The 17,562-nt window shown below is 64.9% G+C and carries 15 protein-coding genes; 9 read left to right on the forward strand and 6 right to left on the reverse strand.

The genetic code is table 11. The features are described 5' to 3' along the window. Positions 1-2: 2 nt before the first annotated feature. Entirely contained in the window at positions 3-2,018 is a 2,016-nt protein-coding gene (locus FHR73_RS04010; protein ID WP_183629673.1) for a U32 family peptidase, read from the reverse strand. Between the two features lie 358 nt (positions 2,019-2,376). Here FHR73_RS04010 and FHR73_RS04015 point away from each other — a divergent pair, with 358 nt between their 5' ends. Continuing rightward, entirely contained in the window at positions 2,377-3,750 is a 1,374-nt protein-coding gene (locus tag FHR73_RS04015; protein WP_183629674.1) for an MFS transporter, read from the forward strand. An 80-nt stretch (positions 3,751-3,830) separates the two neighbouring features. Here the strand turns inward: FHR73_RS04015 and FHR73_RS04020 are convergent, their stop codons facing one another. Further along, positions 3,831-4,730: a LysR family transcriptional regulator gene (locus FHR73_RS04020; RefSeq protein ID WP_183629675.1), complete on the reverse strand. Its 900-nt coding sequence runs from the start codon at positions 4,728-4,730 to the stop codon at positions 3,831-3,833. 97 nt (positions 4,731-4,827) lie between these two features. Between FHR73_RS04020 and FHR73_RS04025 the strand changes: the two genes are divergently transcribed. Next, positions 4,828-5,448, forward strand: a complete 621-nt coding sequence (locus FHR73_RS04025; protein WP_183629676.1) for an RraA family protein — start codon at positions 4,828-4,830, stop codon at positions 5,446-5,448. A 15-nt stretch (positions 5,449-5,463) separates the two neighbouring features. Further along, complete coding sequence (locus FHR73_RS04030; protein WP_183629677.1) at positions 5,464-6,333, forward strand: NAD(P)-dependent oxidoreductase; 870 nt, start codon at positions 5,464-5,466, stop codon at positions 6,331-6,333. A gap of 66 nt (positions 6,334-6,399) precedes the next feature. Here FHR73_RS04030 and FHR73_RS04035 read toward each other — a convergent pair whose 3' ends face one another. Next, positions 6,400-7,305 (reverse strand): LysR substrate-binding domain-containing protein, encoded by a 906-nt coding sequence (locus FHR73_RS04035; protein WP_311628920.1) that lies wholly within the window; start codon positions 7,303-7,305, stop codon positions 6,400-6,402. A 126-nt stretch (positions 7,306-7,431) separates the two neighbouring features. Here FHR73_RS04035 and FHR73_RS04040 point away from each other — a divergent pair, with 126 nt between their 5' ends. The 4 genes from FHR73_RS04040 to FHR73_RS04055 all read left to right on the forward strand — a co-directional run bounded on the left by FHR73_RS04040 (position 7,432) and on the right by FHR73_RS04055 (position 11,574). Next, positions 7,432-8,304 carry a transketolase gene (locus FHR73_RS04040; RefSeq protein ID WP_183629678.1) on the forward strand — a complete coding sequence of 291 codons (873 nt, stop codon included), beginning with the start codon at positions 7,432-7,434 and terminating at the stop codon, positions 8,302-8,304. Between the two features lies 1 nt (position 8,305). Continuing rightward, positions 8,306-9,307: a transketolase family protein gene (locus FHR73_RS04045; RefSeq protein WP_183629679.1), complete on the forward strand. Its 1,002-nt coding sequence runs from the start codon at positions 8,306-8,308 to the stop codon at positions 9,305-9,307. 8 nt (positions 9,308-9,315) lie between these two features. Further along, the gene (locus tag FHR73_RS04050) at positions 9,316-10,161 is read left to right on the forward strand and encodes an NAD(P)-dependent oxidoreductase (RefSeq protein WP_183629680.1); all 846 of its coding nucleotides are present in this window, start codon (positions 9,316-9,318) and stop codon (positions 10,159-10,161) included. Positions 10,162-10,245: 84 nt separating this feature from the next. Next, positions 10,246-11,574: an MFS transporter gene (locus FHR73_RS04055; protein ID WP_183629681.1), complete on the forward strand. Its 1,329-nt coding sequence runs from the start codon at positions 10,246-10,248 to the stop codon at positions 11,572-11,574. 151 nt (positions 11,575-11,725) lie between these two features. Here the strand turns inward: FHR73_RS04055 and FHR73_RS04060 are convergent, their stop codons facing one another. Further along, positions 11,726-12,616: a LysR family transcriptional regulator gene (locus FHR73_RS04060; RefSeq protein WP_183629682.1), complete on the reverse strand. Its 891-nt coding sequence runs from the start codon at positions 12,614-12,616 to the stop codon at positions 11,726-11,728. Positions 12,617-12,719: 103 nt separating this feature from the next. Here FHR73_RS04060 and FHR73_RS04065 point away from each other — a divergent pair, with 103 nt between their 5' ends. Beyond that, complete coding sequence (locus FHR73_RS04065; RefSeq protein WP_183629683.1) at positions 12,720-14,246, forward strand: NADH-quinone oxidoreductase subunit L; 1,527 nt, start codon at positions 12,720-12,722, stop codon at positions 14,244-14,246. Beyond that, complete coding sequence (locus tag FHR73_RS04070) at positions 14,243-16,690, forward strand: YbcC family protein (RefSeq protein ID WP_183629684.1); 2,448 nt, start codon at positions 14,243-14,245, stop codon at positions 16,688-16,690. The genes FHR73_RS04065 and FHR73_RS04070 overlap by 4 nt, the downstream gene beginning before the upstream one ends. An 85-nt stretch (positions 16,691-16,775) precedes the next feature. Here FHR73_RS04070 and FHR73_RS04075 read toward each other — a convergent pair whose 3' ends face one another. Beyond that, entirely contained in the window at positions 16,776-17,192 is a 417-nt protein-coding gene (locus FHR73_RS04075) for an NUDIX domain-containing protein (RefSeq protein ID WP_183629685.1), read from the reverse strand. A gap of 106 nt (positions 17,193-17,298) precedes the next feature. Further along, complete coding sequence (locus FHR73_RS04080; protein WP_311628925.1) at positions 17,299-17,505, reverse strand: hypothetical protein; 207 nt, start codon at positions 17,503-17,505, stop codon at positions 17,299-17,301. Positions 17,506-17,562 lie beyond the last annotated feature (57 nt).

Below are 17,562 nucleotides of genomic sequence, written 5' to 3' on the forward strand. Positions count from 1 at the left end.
GCTCAGTGACTGTATCCGGTCGGCTTGTTGCGGATGGTCTTGAGCAGGTCTTCCGGGCTGATGCTGGCCAGCGCCTTGGCCGCGGCCTGGCTGCCGGGCAGCGGCAGGTCGAGGATATGGCCCTTCATCTTGCCCACCACGTGCATCTCGCAGGGCTTGCAGTCGAATTTCAGGGTCAGCACCTCGTCGCCATGGACCAGTTGCATGGGCGCGACCTTGGTGCGTACGCCGGTGACGCCCTTGGCCTGCTTGGGGCAGAGGTTGAAGGAGAAGCGCAGGCAGTGCTTGGTGATCATCACCGGCACCTCGCCGGGCTCTTCGTGGGCCTCGTAGGCCGCGTCGATCAGCTGCACGCCATGGCGATGATAGAAGTCGCGGGCCTTCTGGTTGTAGACGTTGTAGAGAAACGACAGGTGCGACTCGGGGTACACCGGCGGCGGACAGCTCTCGGCCTTGCGGCGGCCGCGTGGGTGGGCGGCGACGCGGGCGGCGGTCAGCTGCTCGATGGCCTCGCGGCGCAGCGCCTTGAGCTGCGAATTGGGCACGAAGAAGGCATGGGGTGCATCCAGGGTCACATCCAAAGCGTGGTATTCGGTGGTGCCCAGCTGGGTCAGCAGATCGCGCAGACCCTCCAGCGCCTGCTCCGGCTTGTTGGCCACGCCGAAGGGACCGTCCAGGGCGACAGAGACACTGAGGCCTTCCTCGCTGGTGGCGGTCAGCTGTAGCCGCTGCTCACGCAGCTCGGCCTGCCAGCGCACGCCGATGCGGCGCTCGGCGCTGGTCTTGAGCAGGGCCTGCTGCCAGTTGTGGTCCAGGTTGCGCGACAGCGGATGATTCGGACGCAGGCGGAACAGCCCCTCGGGCATCTCGTTGGGTTCGACGCGATAGCGATAGCGCTTCTGGCCGTCCTCTTCGAATTCACCCTTGAGCTCGGCGACGTTGGCGCGAAAGCCCACCACCTCGCGCTTGACCAGCACGTTGAGGCCGTCGCCGTTGGACAGCGGCTCCTCGGTCATGGCGATGAAGTCGCGCTTGTTGACCTTTTCCACCTGACCCACCGGCAGCCCGGTAAAGGTCGGCGAGTCGAAGGCGCCGATGTCCACCTTGCGGTCGGTGACGAAGTAGTCGGTGCTGCCGCGGTGGAAGGTCTTGTCCGGATCGGGCACGAAGAAGTGCGCCGTGCGGCCGCTGGAGGCGCGCGCCAGGTCGGTGCGGTCCTCAAGGATCTCGTCGAGCAGCTGGCGGTAGTAGGCGGTGATGTTCTTCACGTAGCCCATGTCCTTGTAGCGCCCCTCGATCTTGAAGGAGCGCACGCCGGCCTCGACCAGGGCGCGCAGGTTGGCGCTCTGGTTGTTGTCCTTCATTGACAGCAGGTGCTTCTCGAAGGCCACCACCCGACCCTGGTCATCCTTCAGGGTGTAGGGCAGGCGGCAGGCCTGGGAGCAGTCGCCCCGGTTGGCGCTGCGGCCGGTCTGGGCATGGGAGATGTTGCACTGGCCGGAGAAGGCCACGCACAGGGCGCCATGGATGAAGAATTCGACGGCCGCATCGGTCTCGGCGGCGATGGCGGAGATCTCTTGCAGATTCAGTTCGCGCGCCAGAACCAGCTGGGAGAAGCCGGCCTGGTCGAGAAACTTGGCCCGCGCCAGGGTGCGGATGTCGGTCTGGGTGCTGGCATGCAGCTCGATCGGAGGGATGTCCAGTTCCAGCACGCCGAGATCCTGCACGATCAGCGCATCCACGCCCGCGTCGTACAGCTGGTGGATCAGCGTGCGCGCCGGCTCCAGCTCGTCGTCATGCAGGATGGTGTTGATCGTGGTGAACACCCGCGCATGGTAGCGGCGAGCGAACGTCACCAGCTCGGCGATCTCGCTGACCTCGTTGCAGGCATTGTGCCGCGCACCAAAGCTCGGCCCGCCGATGTAGACGGCGTCGGCCCCATGCAGGATGGCCTCCCGGGCGATACCGACATCGCGGGCAGGGCTGAGCAATTCCAGATGGTGCTTCGGCAGGGACATGGCGGTTCTTCTCGATCAGGCGTGGCACGGCAAGGCGCGCATTGTAGCGGGCGAGGGGGAGGAGGGCACGCCTGGGGTGCTGGGTGGTGGGGCCAGCCTATCAACCGGGGCAGGATTCACAGACCCGCCGGCTGACCGACGGTTATCCGTGTTTCCGCCCCTTATTCCTGACCGAGGAGTGCAGCAATCGCGACCCGCAGGCTGGCTGCCAAGGGCTCAAGCATCGCTATCACGCCGACTGCGAGTGCTGCGCATTCCTAAGGGGAATGAATGCCTGTGCCTCTTTATCGCTTTTTTCCATTAATGGACCGTCGTAAAACCTCCGTCACCTTTAATAAACATAAAAATCGGAGGACTCATGACCGAATCCCTGGCTTCAAAGCCGGAACCGGCAGTGGCGGAACGGGCAGCGCTACAGACGCGGTCTAGGACCCGCTATCGCTGGGTGGTACTGGCGGTCATCGTGGTCGTGTACATGCTCGCTGCAGCCGATCGGGCCAATATCGGCATCGCCTTGCCCTATATCCAGAAGGAGTTCGGCGCGACCAATGCCGAGGTGGGTCTGCTGGTCAGTGCCTTCTTCCTGTTCTACTCGCTCGGTCAGATACCGGCAGGCTTTCTGCTGAGCAAGGTCAGCGTGCGCGTGGTCGCTCCCGCGGCGATTGGCCTGACGTCGCTCGTGACGCTGCTGATCGGCACCTCCCACAGCATCGGTATGCTCAAGATCTATCGCTCGGCTCTGGGCGTCGCAGAAGCTGCCTTGCCCCTGTCGATGTTGAGCACCATCAACCGCTGGTTTCCGCCGCGGGAAAAGGGCACGGCTACCGGGGCGTTCCTGTCCGCCGCCAAGATGGGCGCGGTGATCGCACCGCCGTTGGGGGCAGCGCTGATTCTGCTAGATGGCTGGCGCACCATGTTCATCGCCTTCGCCCTGCCAGGCGTGCTGCTCGCCTTGCTGTGGTGGTGGCTCGTCCCCAATGATCCGAGAGCCTGTAGGCAGGTCAGTGATGCCGAAGCCAAGCACATCGAAGACCAGACGACCGCGCACAGCGAGTCGGTCCGTAAGCACCGGGACTTCGGCAGGCTCGACCGCGCGCTGCGCTATGAGCGCACCCCACTCCTGGATACGTCCCGCTCCGTGTTCAGGTCCTGGAATATCTGGGGCTGTGGTCTGGGCTATCTGCTGATGACCGGAGTGGTGAACGTGCTCCTGGCCTGGCTCCCCAAGTACCTGGGTGAGGTAAAGCACTTCGAACTGATGCAGGTCGGCTTCGTGGCGTCCTTGCCCTTTGTTGGCGGGGTGCTTGGCAATATCGTCGGCGGCTGGCTGTCGGATCGAATCCTGGACCGCCGTCGCAAACCGACCATGATGATCAGCGCGGTAGCGACCTGCGTGATGATGGTCGCTCTGGTTTACGCACCCAATGGGCTGCTCGCGGTCAGTCTGTTGCTGTTCGGTACCGGCTTTCTGCTCAACATCGGCTACTCGTCGTTCTCGGTCTATTCGATGGGACTGACCACCAGATCGACCTATCCGGTGGCGGCATCCGTGGTCAACAGCGCGGGCCAGGCGGGGGGCGCCATGGCGCCGCTGATCACCGGCTTCCTGCTGGATAGCTATAGCTGGACGGCGGTGTTCATCTTCCTCGGCGTCTGCTCCCTGGCCGCGCTGGCCTTCGTGCTGACCATTTCCGAACCGGCTACCGCGCCGGTCGAGGCCTCTGCTACCTAGGGGCGCAACCTTGGTTCACGATCACGGCCGTCTGTTGCGCCGCCGTTCTGGTAGCCGCAGGACGGTCTGGCGATAGCGGGCTAACGCTGCAACTGTTTCGTGAAGTCGCAGAGTTGCGTCGCCAGCTGGGCGATCTCGGCGACGAAGGTCGAGGGCCGATCATTGCGGTACATCGCCATGTAGGGAACCGGTGGCAGCTCGGGATCGGTCTCGACGATGACGAGTTTGCCTTCGTCCACCAGCGGGCGGAAACATTCGCGTGGCAGGTAGGTGACGCCCAGGCCCGCCGAGGCCAGACCAAGCATGGCGGTGAGGCTGTCGGAGGAGAGAATCCTGGGCAGCTCTATCCCGCGGGCATGCAGCCAGCGATTCACGAACAGGCCCGATCCCGACTTTTTGCCCTGCATCAGCATGGGATACTTGGCCAGCTCGGCCAGGCTCACCACGCCGGAATTCCGCACCAGTCCCGGCGCGGCCATCCAGGCATTCTCCACGGTCGCGAGGGGTACGCTGGTGACCTCGGGGGCCGTGAAGGTGTCCGGGATCACGATGAGGTCAACCAGGTCGTCCATCAGCCGCTCGTGCAGGTTGCGACTCATGTCGACCTCGGGCTCCACGGTCAGTCCGGGAAAGTCCTCGACCAGTCGCGTGACCAGGCGCGGTAGCCAGGTCCAGGCGGTGAGTTCGGTAACGCCGAGTCGCAGGCGGCGCGTGGTGACGTGCTTGCCGTCCTTGAGCGAGGTGATGCGCTCGTTCAGATCGAGCATCTCGCGCGCGATGACCAGCAGTTCCTCGCCCTCGGCGGTGAAGCGGGCACCCCGCTGCGAGCGATCGAACAATTGCAGGCCGGTGGAGGACTCCAGTTCCTGCACCCGTTTCGAGATGGCTGACTGGGTGGTGTTGAGATGCTCGGCGGCCCTTTCGAAGGTACCCAAACGTTCGATCCAGTGCAGCGCCAGCAACTGGCGTAGCGTGACCATTGGCATTCCTCCAGGGCATGAGTGGCCATACCTTAATATCGCTTTTTCTATTTGGCCACCGGCCTATCCTCGACGTTATCCAACAAGAGGAGCCCTTATGAACGTCAAAGATTCCAGTCCGACCGCGCTGGTCGAAGCCTTCGCCCGCACCTCTACCTCGATCATCAGCGACTGTCTCGACCGGCTTCCAGGCGCTCCGTTGCGGCCCTTCCACCGGATCGAAGGCACCATGGCGGGCCTAGCGCTCACTGTCAAAGTGCCCGCCGGCGACAATCGGGCGATCCACCAGGCGCTGGAGCTCCTCGTCCCTGGCCAGGTGCTGGTGGTCGATGGCGGCGGCGACCTGAGTCGCGCCCTGATGGGCGACATCATGGCGGCTATCGCAGAAAAACGCGGTGCCGCGGGAGTCGTTGTCGATGGAGCGATTCGCGACCTGGCGACGATCAGCAAGGGCAGCTTCCCCATCTTCGCTCGCGGGGGCTATCACCGTGGCCCCTACAAGAACGGCCCGGGGGAGATCAACGTGCCGGTGAGCATCGGCGACATGATCGTGTCACCAGGAGACCTCGTCGTGGGTGACCATGACGGTATCGTCGCCTTTCCCCTGGCCCAGGCGGCGGAGCTGCTCGACCGTTGCCTGGCGACCGAGCGCAAGGAAGCGGAGATGCTCGCGCAGATTGCCGCTGGAACCTACCGGGGCGCCTACGCGGCCCACTGATTACGGAACACGCAAATGAAGCTAGCAATTATCGGCGCAGGCGAAGTGGGCCTTACCTATGCGCATCCCTGGGTGGCGGCGGGCCACGAGATTCTCCTGTGCGACCTCAAGCCTTCACCCAAAGCCCAGGCCTTCGCGAAAGAGCATGACGTGGCACTCGTCACCTCGATGGAGGATGGGGTAGTCGATTGCGACGTCGTCGTCTCCTGCGTATTCGGCACCGTCTCGCTGCCAGTCGCCGAGCAGGCGCTCGCCCTTATGCGGGCGGGTGCGCTGTTCATCGACATGACCACCGCGGATCCGGAGCAGATCAGACGAGCCGCGGCCATCGCGGCCGAGCGCTCCATTCCCTATGTGGACGTGGCCATCCTGGGGGCCATCGCCTTGACGCACGCGAAAACCAATCTGCTGGGCGCCGGCATCGGCCTGGAGCGCGCGGTCGTCCTCTTTGCCGAAGCCGGCGCACCGCTCAAGCCCGTCGAGGGCGGCGCCGCGGGCGATGCAGCCGCCCTGAAGATCCTGCGCAGCGTGTTCACCAAGGGACTGGAAGCCCTGACCATCGAGTGCTTCATGGCGGCCGAAAAACAGGGCGTCACGGAAAAGCTCCACGATGCCCTGAGCGATATCGACCAGGCCTCGCTCAGAGACTTTCTCGGCGCCCTCATCAGGACGCATGTCGTCCATGCCCCACGCCGTCTCAAGGAAGTGGAAGAGGCCGAACGCCAACTGCGGGCCGCCGAGCTGCCGGTGGCGGTGCTACCCGGGGTGAGGGAGGTATTCGCTCGGACATCCGCGCAGCTGGCACGCGAGCCTGTCGACACGGCATCGCCGACCCTGGACCAGGCTTTCGATTGGTTGTTCAAGGCGAATGGCGTGGTGAGGTAGCGGGGCAGCGTCGAGCGAAACTCATCGCTCGGCGGTCTTGCCGATCTGAGCGAGCCTTCTTCTGGGTCAACGAACGCCCAACTCGTCCAGCAGCCATTTCTTGAACACTTCCGCCGCTTCATTGCGGGTCCGGCTTTTCGGATAGGCGAGATAGTGGCCGACGTACTGGATGTCGTGAGTCAGGCTGCGCAAGGGGGCTATCAGACGACCCTCCTGCAATTCCCGTTCGGCCAGCAGCGTGGATTCCAGGACCACGCCCATGCCATTGACCGCGGCGGCAATCGCCATGGCGCTACGGTCGAAGCGCAGAGAATAGTGGTGAACGGGCAGCAGGTGGTTGGCCTCGAACCAGCCCTTCCATTGCAGCATCTGCACATCGCATTGGATCAGGGTGTGCTGGTGCAGGTCCTGCGGCGCCTTGATGGCTTCGGCCAGTGCGGGGCAGCACAGAGGTGTGAGGTGTTCGACGGCCAGCGGCACATGTTCGCAAAAATCCTGCCGCGGTTCGCCGTAGACGATGTCGAGGTCAAAATCGTCATTCTCGAATCGTGCATAGTCGGTACTCGCCGAAAAGCGCAGATCGATGTGGGGATACTTCTTCACAAAGTCCGGCAGCCTGGGCAATAGCCACTGGGTCGCGAAGCTGGGCGCGGTGTGCAGGCGCAGCGGCGGCGGTTCATCCGCCTGAATGAGCGAAAGTCCGCGGTACATCTCGCCCAGTCCGCGCTGAACGTGTTCGAGCAAGAGGCGGCCCTTGTTGGTGAGGCGGACTTCGCGCGTACTGCGTTCGAACAGCGTGAAGTCGATGCTTTCCTCGAGTTTGCGAATGGAGTGACTGACCGCGCTGGAGGTGATGCCCAGCTCCTGTGAGGCCATGGCAAAGGATTCGGTTCTGCCAGCGGCCTCGAAGACCCTGAGGGTCGTCAACGGCACACGTCTAAGCAGGCTTATGCGTGAACTGAATTCATCCACTGCTGTTAAAAACTCCTTTGCCGGTCTTGTTTTCCCGATGGTAGCTTGATTTTCAGGCCGCTCACCTTGTTTAGGATGAATTCTAAGCACCTGTCGTAAGCGGATCTGCACATCGAGGAATTCATAATGACAATAAGATCTGAGGCCACCGCTCCGGCAGTGGAACCGCTCGAGCGTCTGGCCTATCACGCCTGGCGTATCCGCCGTTTTGCCCTGCGTATGGGTGAAGTTCAGGGCCAGGGTTATGTGGGCCAGGCCCTCGGTTGGGCCGACGTCCTGGCCGTTGCCTATTGCCACGCCATGAATCTCGACCCCAGCGATCCTGAGTGGGAGGGTCGGGATCGGTTTCTGCTCTCCCATGGCCATTATGCGATAGCGCTCTATGCCGCCTTGCTGGAGGCGCAGGTGATTCCCGAGAGTGAGCTGGAGAGCTACGGCGCGGATGACAGTCGGCTGCCGATGTCGGGAATGGCTACCTACACACCAGGCATGGAAATCTCTGGTGGATCGCTTGGCCAAGGGCTGGCGATTGGAGTTGGCATGGCGCTGGGACTGCGGCTGAAGAACAACCCGGCGTGGGTCTTCAACTCCATGTCCGATGGCGAACTCGACGAAGGGGCGACCTGGGAGGCCGCGATGTCGGCTGCTCACCATGGTTTGAGCAACCTCATTGTCCTGGTGGACTTGAACAGACAGCAGGCCGATGGTGATTCCAACGACATCCTGGGATTCGAACCGCTGGTGGACAAATGGCAGGCGTTCGGCTGGCACGTCCAGCGCGTGGACGGCAATGATCTGACCGCCGTGCTCGCGGCGTTCGATAGCGCCATGGCGCTGACCGAGCTCAAGCCCCGGGTCATCCTGTTCGACACTCTGATGGGCAAGGGCGTGGACTTTCTCGAAGCCCGGGAAAAGAACCACTTCATCCGCGTCGAGCCCCATGAGTGGCAGCAGGCGCTCGAGGTGCTCGATCGCCACTACCACCAGGGAGCGCAGTGACATGGGTGTCGATACTCTCAAAAAGCCACGCCTCACCACCTCGGCGATGATCGCCTCTATCGCCAGCGAGGGACAACGTACTGAATCGGCGCCCTTCGGACAGGCGCTCATCGCGGCAGCCGCGCGGGATGAGCGCATCGTCGGCATGACGGCGGATCTTTCCAAGTATACCGACCTACACCTTTTTGCCAGGGAGTTTCCCAAGCGTTACCTGCAGATGGGCATGGCGGAGCAGCTCCTGATGGCCGCTGCCGGGGGGCTGGCGAAGGAAGGCCTGGTGCCGTTCGCCACGACCTATGCGGTGTTCGCCACCCGCCGGGCGTATGACTTCATCCATCAGGTCATCGCCGAGGAACATCTGAACGTCAAGATCTGCGCGGCCCTGCCAGGGCTCACCACAGGGTATGGTCCGAGCCACCAGGCCACCGACGACCTTGCGCTGATGCGCGCGATACCTGGTCTGACCGTGGTCGATCCCTGCGATGCGCTGGATACCACCCAGGCGGTCGCGGCCATCGCCGCTCACCAGGGGCCGGTCTACATGCGCCTGCTGCGGGGCAAGGTGCCGATGGTCCTGGATCAGTACGACTACCAGTTCGAGCTGGGCAAGGCCAAGTTGCTGCGTGACGGACGCGATGTGCTGATCGTGTCCAGCGGCATCATGACCATGCGGGCGCTGGAAGTCGCTGAAGCCATGGCGGATGGCACTGCCGACGTAGCGGTGTTGCATGTACCCACCATCAAGCCGCTGGACGAGGCCACCCTCATCGAGCAATGCCGCCGTAGCGGACGGCTGGTCATAGTGGCGGAGAATCACAGCACCGTAGGTGGCTTGAGTGAGGCGGTCGCGCTGACCTTGTTGCGCGCTCGCGTGCACCCGGAATTTCGGCAGATCGCCTTGCCGGATCAGTTTCTCGACGCCGGCGCCTTGCCCACGTTGCACGATCGCTACGGCATTTCCACGACCGCCATGGTCGCCCGCATTCAAAGCTGGTTGGGTTAGGAGGCAGCATGAACGTAGCTTTCGTAGGACTGGGCGCTATCGGCTTGCCCATGGCGGTACAGATTCAGCGCGCCGGGCACCGGGTGATCGGCATCGAGCTGTCGGAGGCGTCCCGGGAACGGGCCGCAGCGGAAGGGCTGGAAGCGGTCGCCGAGTGGCAGGCGCTGATCGATGCCGACGTCGTGGTGGTGATGGTTGCGACGCCGGCGCAGTTGGCGTCTTTGGTCAGCCAGTGCAGTGGGCTGCGTGCCGGCCAGCACTGGATCGTCATGAGCACCGTGGGACCGGCGTGCGCTCGTGAGCAGGAGAGTCGTCTTCAGGCGCAAGGTGTCCAGGTCGTGGACGCACCGGTCACCGGCGGGGTGGCCCGCGCCCTTACCGGAAGCTTGCTGATCTTCGCCTCGGGTGCATCTGAAGCCGTAGCCCGTTGCGAGCCGGTCTTGCAGGCAATGGGCGAGGTCAAGAATGCTGGCGTCCAGGTCGGCGATGGCCAGGCCATCAAGGTGGTCAACCAGCACCTGTGCTCCGTGCACCTGGTGGCAGCTGCCGAGGCGCTGAGCCTGGCACGCGCCCTTGGGCTGCCGCCGAAGCAGGTGCTGGAGTTGGTCGAAAAGGGCGCGGGCGGCTCCTGGATGCTCAGCGATCGGGGCCCGCGCATGCTGGAGGGCACGGACGCCCGTGTGACCAGCATGGTGGACATCTTCGTGAAAGACAGTGGTCTGGTCGCCGAAGCCGCCCTGGCCTGTCGGGCCGCGGTACCGCTGCTCGACACGGCCCATGCCCGTTTCCAGGCAGCAGCCGCAGCGGGACTTGGTCAGCGAGATGACAGTCGCGTCATCGAGACCTGGTGCTAGCGCCGACAATTCATAGTTTCTCGGCTTCACCACCAGAGGCAGACACCTGCCTCATTACAACAACAATAGGTAGCGGAGTTATCCATGCACCCTTCAGATAGCAAGGCCATGCCGGCCCGGGACAGTGCCGGAAAAGTGTCTTTCGCCTCCATGATCGGCTCGGCGGTGGAGAGCTATGACTTCTTCATCTACGGGACGGCCGCCGCCGGTTGGTTTGGTAGCGTGTTCTTCCATACGACTGAACCCATCGTTGGTATCCTTGCCGCCTTCGCCACCATGGCGGTGGGCTTCTTCATGCGCCCCTTGGGTGGTTATCTGGCCGGCCATTACGGAGACCGCATCGGACGCAAAGCCATTCTGCTCTGGTCGCTCATCGCGATGGGCGGCGCCACGGTTTTGATCGGCGCCTTGCCGACCTACGAGCAGGCGGGCGTGGTCGCGCCACTGTTGCTGATCCTGCTCAGGATGATCCAGGGAATCGGCTTCGGTGCCGAATGGGGTGGCGCCGTCCTGATGGCCTGCGAGCACTCTCCACCGCATCGCCGCGGTTTCTTTGGCGCCGTGCCGCAGATCGGTATCCCACTGGGCCTGTTGATGGCGAACGGTGCTTTCCTGGCCTCCGGGGCGCTATTCGAAGGTGACTGGGTCTGGCGAGCGCCATTCCTGGCATCGGTGGTGATGGTCGGGGTGGGCATGTATATCCGTATGGGTGTCAGCGAATCCCCGGAATTCGAAAAGATGAAGGCGGAGAACAAGCTGGTCAAACAGCCGGCGCTCGAGGTGATTCGCAACGACTGGAGAAAGATTCTGCAAATCATCGGTCTGCGCCTTGCCGAAACCGGCGGCTATTACCTGGCGACCAGCTTCATGCTCTCCTACGTCCTGCTGGCAGGCGTTGCGACCAAGGAAAACGTGCTTTGGGGCACCATGATAGGGTCGGCACTGGGCCTGCTCAGCCATTTGTTGTTCGGTGCCCTGAGCGATCGGATCGGGCGCAAGCCGGTGTTCCTCCTGGGATCCCTGTTCACCATCGCGTTCGGGATACCGCTGTTCCTGCTGATCAACAGTGGGGTCTTCGTCATGGTCATCGTTGCAGTGGCGCTGTCCCTGCTGCTTAGCCATGATCCGATCTTTGCCGTCGAAGCCAGCTGGTTCACCGAGCAGTTCCCGCCCAATGTGCGTTCTTCGGGTATTTCCCTGGGCTACAACGGCGCCTCCATGATCGCCGGACTGCTGCCATTCCTCGCGACCGGGCTGTTCGCGGTGGTGGGCTGGATGGGGCCTGCGCTGCTGTTCAGTTCGCTTGGCGTCATTTCCACGCTCTGTGCGCTGCGGATGCCGGAAACGGCGCCTGCGGTCGCGAATACCAAACGGCAGCCGGTGCTGGCATCGCGGCCCGTCACCCTGGGCTGACGCTCCGCTTGCGCGCGCAACGGCGTTGCGAGTGACGCGGGGCTTCAACACTCAATGCGGCTAGCGCTTCCGCGTTGCACAGCGGCCTGACTCCACCGCAATGGCGGAGTCAGGCCGCGTCTCCTGACGCAGATTCAAGCGCCTCTGGCCATCAGACGGCTTCCGGCACCGCTGGCTGTCCCAGCAACTCCTCCAGAATGCTCAGCCTGAACTGCCGCTGCAGGGTCACCGCATAGAAGCGCTCGGCGATTTCGGGGACTTCGGCGTAGAGCTGCAGGGCGCCACTGCGCAGTTCGTCCTGCACCACCACGGCGGGCAGCAGGGCCATGTCGCCGGAGTCGCGGGCGAGCAGGCGCAGCAGGGCCATGTCGTCGACCTCGGCGCAGATGCGGGGTGTCAGCCCCTGGCCGCTGCAATAGACGTCGAACTGGCTGCGCACGTCGCTGCTGCGACCGGGCACGATCAGGCGGGCCTGTTGCAGGTCGCGCTGAAGATCGAAGGGGCGACTGTCCTGGCGCGGTGGGCCGATCAGGCACACCGGCTGGCGATGCAGCAGGCGGCATTGCCAGGTGCGCTGGCTGTCGGCGCTCACCGCCTGGTTGGTCAGCACCACGTCCAGCTTGTGCAGGGCCAGGCGCTCCAGCAATTCGTCCACGCTGCCGGATTCGAGAGTCAGCACCAGGTCTTCACGACCGAGGAAGGGACGCAGCAGGTTTTCCTGGAAGTTGCGCGAGAGCGTCGCCACGGAGCCGATGCGCAGTGTCTGGTTGGCTTCCTGGGTGTTCTGCAGGGTGTCCTGCAACTCGCTACCCAGTGCGAAGATGGTCTCGGCGTAGTCCAGGACCAGCTGCCCGGCCTCGGTCAGCCGCAGGCTGCGTCCGGAGCGGATGAACAGCGGATGGCCGAGCTGATCCTCCAGCACGCGGATCTGGGTGGAGAGGGCGGATTGGGAGACATGCAGCGCCTCGGCGGCGCGGGTGAGATTGCCTTCCTTGGCCACGGCCCAGAAGTAGTGCAGATGATGAAAATTGAGTCGGCGCATGCTTCGTTCTTCAAAAGTGAACGTTAGGTTCTGATCAATCTATTTTAAATAATTCGTACACATCCGGACACTATCGGTATCTGGTGTCCATGGAGTGTGCACGATGTCTAGCCTGCTGTTTTCCCTGGCTCCCCTGTTGCCCTGGGTCTATGCCCTGGCGCTGTTGCCCGCGGCTTTCCTCACTTCACCGAGCCGCCTCTGGGTACCGGCGCGAATCGCGGGTTACCTGGGCGTCTTCCTGGTGCTGGCGGCCGGGCTACAGACGCTCTACGACGCCCGGCACCCCGACCGCCTGGGCCTGGCGATGGCCGGACTGATCAGCCTGCTGGCACTGGTGATCATCGAGTATTCCTGGCGCTATCTGGAGGGGGAGGTCGGGCAGCGGCGCTATGTGCTCGCGCTGCTGGGCACCCTGGCGGCGGTGGCCACAGTGGTCACCAGCGGCAACCTCGTGCTGGTGGCAGGCGCCTGGATCCTGTCCAGTCTGTGCCTGCATCTGCTGCTGACCTTCTACCGCGAACGGCCCCAGGCCGTGGTCGCCGCCCACAAGAAATTCCTCGCCAGCCGCCTGGCCGATGTCAGTCTGCTGCTGGCGACCCTGCTGCTGGTGCAAGCCGGCGGGAGCAGCCAGATCTCGCTGATCCTCGCCGCCGTGAAGGCCCAGGTGCAGGCGGGAGGGCCGCTCGGCTGGGAATGGCAGGGCGCGGCGCTGCTGCTGGCGCTGACGGTGATCCTCAAATCGGCACAATTGCCGGTGCATGGCTGGCTGATCCAGGTGATGGAGGCCCCCACGCCAGTCTCGGCTCTGCTGCATGCCGGGGTGGTCAACCTGGGCGGCTTCGTGCTGCTGCGCTTCGCCCCGCTGTTTTCCGCCGCGGTACCGGCGCAGAGCCTGCTGGTGCTGGTTGGCGGTCTGACCGCGGTCCTGGCCGCGCTGGTGATGATGACCCGCATCAGCATCAAGGTCCGCCTGGCCTGGTCGACCTGCGCGCAGATGGGCCTGATGCTGCTGGAATGCGGTCTGGGGCTGTACGAACTGGCGCTGGTGCACCTGCTGGCCCACTCGCTCTACAAGGCCCATGCCTTCCTCGCCGCCGGCGAGACGGTGGCCCACGCTCGCCAGCATGCCCTGCAGCCGCCGGCACCCGCGCTCGAGCTGGGCGGCCTGTTGCGCGCGCTGCTGCTCGCCGCGCTGGCACTGCTCTTGTTGCAGGGCCTCTGGGGCTGGCTGCTGCCCAGCCATGAGCTGCCCCTGGTGACCCTGACGTTGCTGGCGATCGGCCTGGCGCCCTGGACTCTGCGCCGCGACCAGCCCGCCTATGGACTGCTCATGTTCGGCCTGCTGCTCGGCGCTTACCTGCTGTGGCATCAGGCGGCCGGCTGGATTCTCGACCAGCACCTCGCCACGGCGCCGCTGCCGCTGGCCGTGGTGGCGATGGTCATGCTGGTCGGCCTTTACCTGGTGCAGGGCATGCTGCTGGCGCGCCCGCGCGGCGCCCTGGCACAACGGCTCTACCCCCTGGCCTTTGCCGGCTTCTACCTGGACGAGCACTTCACCCGCCTGACCTTTCACCTGTGGCCGGCGCGTGCGCCCCAGCCCCTGAACGCAACCCTTGGAGACCGCGCATGACCGCCCTTGAAACGCTTTCCAGCCTTGAGCACCCGGCGCTGCACGCGGCGGCCCGCCAGGCCTGTGCGCGCATCGCGCCCACCTGGCCGCTGGATCGCATGATCGCTGTGAACCCGCTATGGGAGCGGCGCGATCAGGCCTGGAAGGCCGTGGCCGCGCAACTCTGGCAACGGGCCGGCAGCCGCCTGACCCTGGACGCGGCCGACTATCGCCAGGCCTGGCGGGAGGGTCGCATCGCCGAGCGTCATCTGCAGGCGGCGCTGGCCGAGCCGGGGGTGTCCTGCACGCTGACCCGGCTCCTGGAGGCGCTGGACACCCCCGCCGAGGTCGGCCAGGGGTTACCGCTGCTGGAAGACCTGGCCGAGCCAGGGATTCCGCTTCCGGGCTGGCCGGCGCTGATCACCCACCAGATCGGCCAGAGTTGCGCGGCCTGGTTCGATCACGAACAGGCGGATTGGCGGCCGGCAGAGGGTGGCGGGCTCTATCAGACCTGGCGCACCAGCCTGCTGGCGGACCGTGGCCTGAGCGTGCTCCGCGGTTGTCGCGAGCTGCACCAGCGGATCGTGGAATTGCCGGCGCAACCCGAGGCGGCCCTGGAGGCGGCGGTCGAACGCCTGGGGCTAGCGGAGGGAGACTGGGCCGCCTGGTTCGACTGCCTGCTGCTGCGCAACCTGGGCTGGGCTTCCTGGTGCGCCTATCGCCGCTGGCAGGCCCGGTTGCAGGGAGAGGACGACCAGACCTTGCTGGAGTTGCTGGCCATTCGCGCGGCCTGGGAGTGGCTGGTGGATGATCGTCGGCGCGATGCCGATAGCCGCTGGCAGTGCTGGCGAGCCGCCTGGCAGGAGGGTTTGCAGCAGGCGCCCTCGGCCAATTGGCAGGCCCTGCAGCTGTGGCAACGCGCCGACGAGCTGGCCTGGCAGGAGCAGCTGCAGCAGGCGCTGTGCCGGGGCATACCGGCCGCCTTGCCCCCGGCGCCGCTGGCCAAGCTGTTCTTCTGTATCGACGTACGCTCCGAGCCCCTCAGGCGTGCCCTGGAGCAGACCTGCCCGATACTGGAAACCGGCGGTTTCGCCGGCTTCTTCGGTCTGCCAATCGCCTTCACGCCGCTGGGGACCCAGGCCACGCGCCCGCAGTTGCCGGGCCTGCTCGCGCCGCACCTGCAGGTCAGCGAGGGCAGTGGCGATGCCGACCTGGACCGGCAGCTGGTAGAGGTGCGTCAGGCGCGCCTGGCACGGCAGGGCCGCTGGCGGCTGTTCGAGCGGCTGCCGGCGTCGACCTTCACCCTGGTGGAAAGCGTCGGGCTGGGCTATGCCGGTGCGCTGCTGGGACGGACCTATGGCCTGGCCGGTGGCGCGCCTTCGCCCGAACTCAGCGCCTGGCGTCGCCACGAACGGCAACAGCTGCAACCCCAGCTGCCGGCGCTGTCACGGCTGCAGCAGGTCGACCTGGCCGAGCGCATTCTCCAGGCCATGGGGCTCAACGGGTCGGTGCCGCCCCTGCTGGTCCTGCTCGGCCATGGCAGCCAGAGCGCCAACAATCCTCAGGCAGCGGGTCTGGACTGCGGTGCCTGCTGTGGCCAGAGCGGCGAGATCAATGCGCGGCTGCTGGCCGGCCTGCTCAACGATCCCGAGGTACGCGACGGGTTGCGGGTGCGCGGCCTCGTCCTGCCGCCGCATTGCCAGGTGCTGGCCGGGCTGCACAACACCACGACGGATGAGGTGCAGGTCTTCGGGCACGAGGCGCTTCCTGCAGAGCTCCAGCCCAGCTGGCGGCGCCTGCGGCTGGCACTGGACAGCGCCAGCGCCGAGGTCCGGCGGCAGCGGGCGGGCAAACTGGGCCTGGCACCGCTGCCGGCGCAGCCGGAAAGATTGCTCGGCCAGCTGCGCCGGCGCGCTCGGGACTGGGCGCAGACCCGGCCGGAATGGGGCCTCGCCGGCAACACGGCCTTTATCGCCGCGCCGCGGGCGCGTACCCGCGCGGTGGACCTGGAGGGCCGCGCCTTCCTGCACGACTACGACTGGCGGCAGGACGGAGAGGGCAAGGTGTTGGAGCTGATCATGACGGCACCCATGGTGGTGGCGCACTGGATCAACCTGCAGTACTTCACCTCGACCACCGACAACCTGCGCTTCGGCAGCGGCAACAAGCTCCTGCACAACGTGGTGGGCGGCCTTATCGGCGTGTTCGAAGGCAACGGCGGCGATCTGCGCATCGGTCTGGCGCGCCAGTCGCTGCACGATGGCCAGCAGTGGATGCATCGTCCGCTGCGTCTGCACGTGGTGATCGAGGCGCCGCGCGCCATGATCGATCAGGTGGTCGCCAACCACACCGTCGTGCGCGATCTGGTGCGCAACGGCTGGCTGCACCTGCTGCGTCTGTATGGCCTGCCGGCCTGCCTTGAGGTGCGCACGGCCGGAGGGTGGCAGCCGTTGCCCAGGGTCTGACGCTTGTTGGCGCCAGGCTGCCCGATACTCCAGGCGGCCTGGCATGGCAAAGCTGCCTTCTTGATCAAGGGGGTGAGGCCGCTTGTTAAGGGGTCAGCAGTTTCTGCCGCAGCAGTGGAAGGATCACGTCGCGGGTCAGGGGCGCCAGCGGCAGATCGTCGGGTTCGTCCACTGCCATCCACACCGCCTCTTCAATTTCGGCGGCTGGCACCGCCTGGTCTCCCGCGCGCATGGCGACCTGATACAGCGCGCACTCGACCCTGAAACCGGATTCGTTGGCGGCGGGCGCCTGGTGATTGCCGAGAAAGGTCGCAGCCTCTGCCGTGATGACCAGGCCAAGTTCTTCCTGCAGTTCGCGGATCAGGGCTTCCAAAGATTGCTCCCCCGGATCCACCTTGCCGCCCGGCTGCATGAAGGCGGTGGTGCCACGCTTGCGCACCAGCAGCAGCTGCTGGCGATCGTTCAGGAGAATGGCGGCGGCGATGTGGAGGGTAGGGGGCAAGGCAGGCGTCCCGGTCAGCGTGGGCGGATCACCCTGCAGTGAAGCGAGCGAAAAGACAATCGTCGGCGAGCCTGGCTACGCCTGGTCAGTGGCCCTGCGGCGGCCGTCAGAGGTCGGTGTGCAGCGCATAGCCATTGAACCCGGCAGCGAACAGCAGGGCGCCCCAGAGGAAGAGGTCCGTCTGCAGGAACTCGCGCCTTATATAAGCGAGCTTTATGCCGCGCTGCAGGGAGAGGGAGGGATCGATCAGCCATCCCAGAAGGACGGCCGCCAAGCCCAGTAGCATCGCGATAGCGCCGATACTCTTCACCACAAGCTTCACCTCAGTAGCCCTCTACGCGAAACAGCATTCAGTGAATGATCGCCGGGG

It is taken from the genome of Pseudomonas sp. AS2.8, from assembly GCF_014190935.1.
Classification (GTDB): domain Bacteria; phylum Pseudomonadota; class Gammaproteobacteria; order Pseudomonadales; family Pseudomonadaceae; genus Chryseomonas.

What these genes read in the sequence shown, in the direction of transcription:
- FHR73_RS04045 (WP_183629679.1), top strand. Translation starts at nt 8,306, where the DNA reads ATGGGTGTCGATACTCTCAAAAAGCCACGCCTCACCACCTCGGCGATG.
- FHR73_RS04015 (WP_183629674.1), top strand. Translation starts at nt 2,377, where the DNA reads ATGACCGAATCCCTGGCTTCAAAGCCGGAACCGGCAGTGGCGGAACGG.
- FHR73_RS04020 (WP_183629675.1), bottom strand. Translation starts at nt 4,730, where the DNA reads ATGGTCACGCTACGCCAGTTGCTGGCGCTGCACTGGATCGAACGTTTG.
- FHR73_RS04070 (WP_183629684.1), top strand. Translation starts at nt 14,243, where the DNA reads ATGACCGCCCTTGAAACGCTTTCCAGCCTTGAGCACCCGGCGCTGCAC.
- FHR73_RS04065 (WP_183629683.1), top strand. Translation starts at nt 12,720, where the DNA reads ATGTCTAGCCTGCTGTTTTCCCTGGCTCCCCTGTTGCCCTGGGTCTAT.
- FHR73_RS04010 (WP_183629673.1), bottom strand. Translation starts at nt 2,018, where the DNA reads ATGTCCCTGCCGAAGCACCATCTGGAATTGCTCAGCCCTGCCCGCGAT.
- FHR73_RS04025 (WP_183629676.1), top strand. Translation starts at nt 4,828, where the DNA reads ATGAACGTCAAAGATTCCAGTCCGACCGCGCTGGTCGAAGCCTTCGCC.
- FHR73_RS04030 (WP_183629677.1), top strand. Translation starts at nt 5,464, where the DNA reads ATGAAGCTAGCAATTATCGGCGCAGGCGAAGTGGGCCTTACCTATGCG.
- FHR73_RS04040 (WP_183629678.1), top strand. Translation starts at nt 7,432, where the DNA reads ATGACAATAAGATCTGAGGCCACCGCTCCGGCAGTGGAACCGCTCGAG.
- FHR73_RS04055 (WP_183629681.1), top strand. Translation starts at nt 10,246, where the DNA reads ATGCACCCTTCAGATAGCAAGGCCATGCCGGCCCGGGACAGTGCCGGA.
- FHR73_RS04050 (WP_183629680.1), top strand. Translation starts at nt 9,316, where the DNA reads ATGAACGTAGCTTTCGTAGGACTGGGCGCTATCGGCTTGCCCATGGCG.
- FHR73_RS04060 (WP_183629682.1), bottom strand. Translation starts at nt 12,616, where the DNA reads ATGCGCCGACTCAATTTTCATCATCTGCACTACTTCTGGGCCGTGGCC.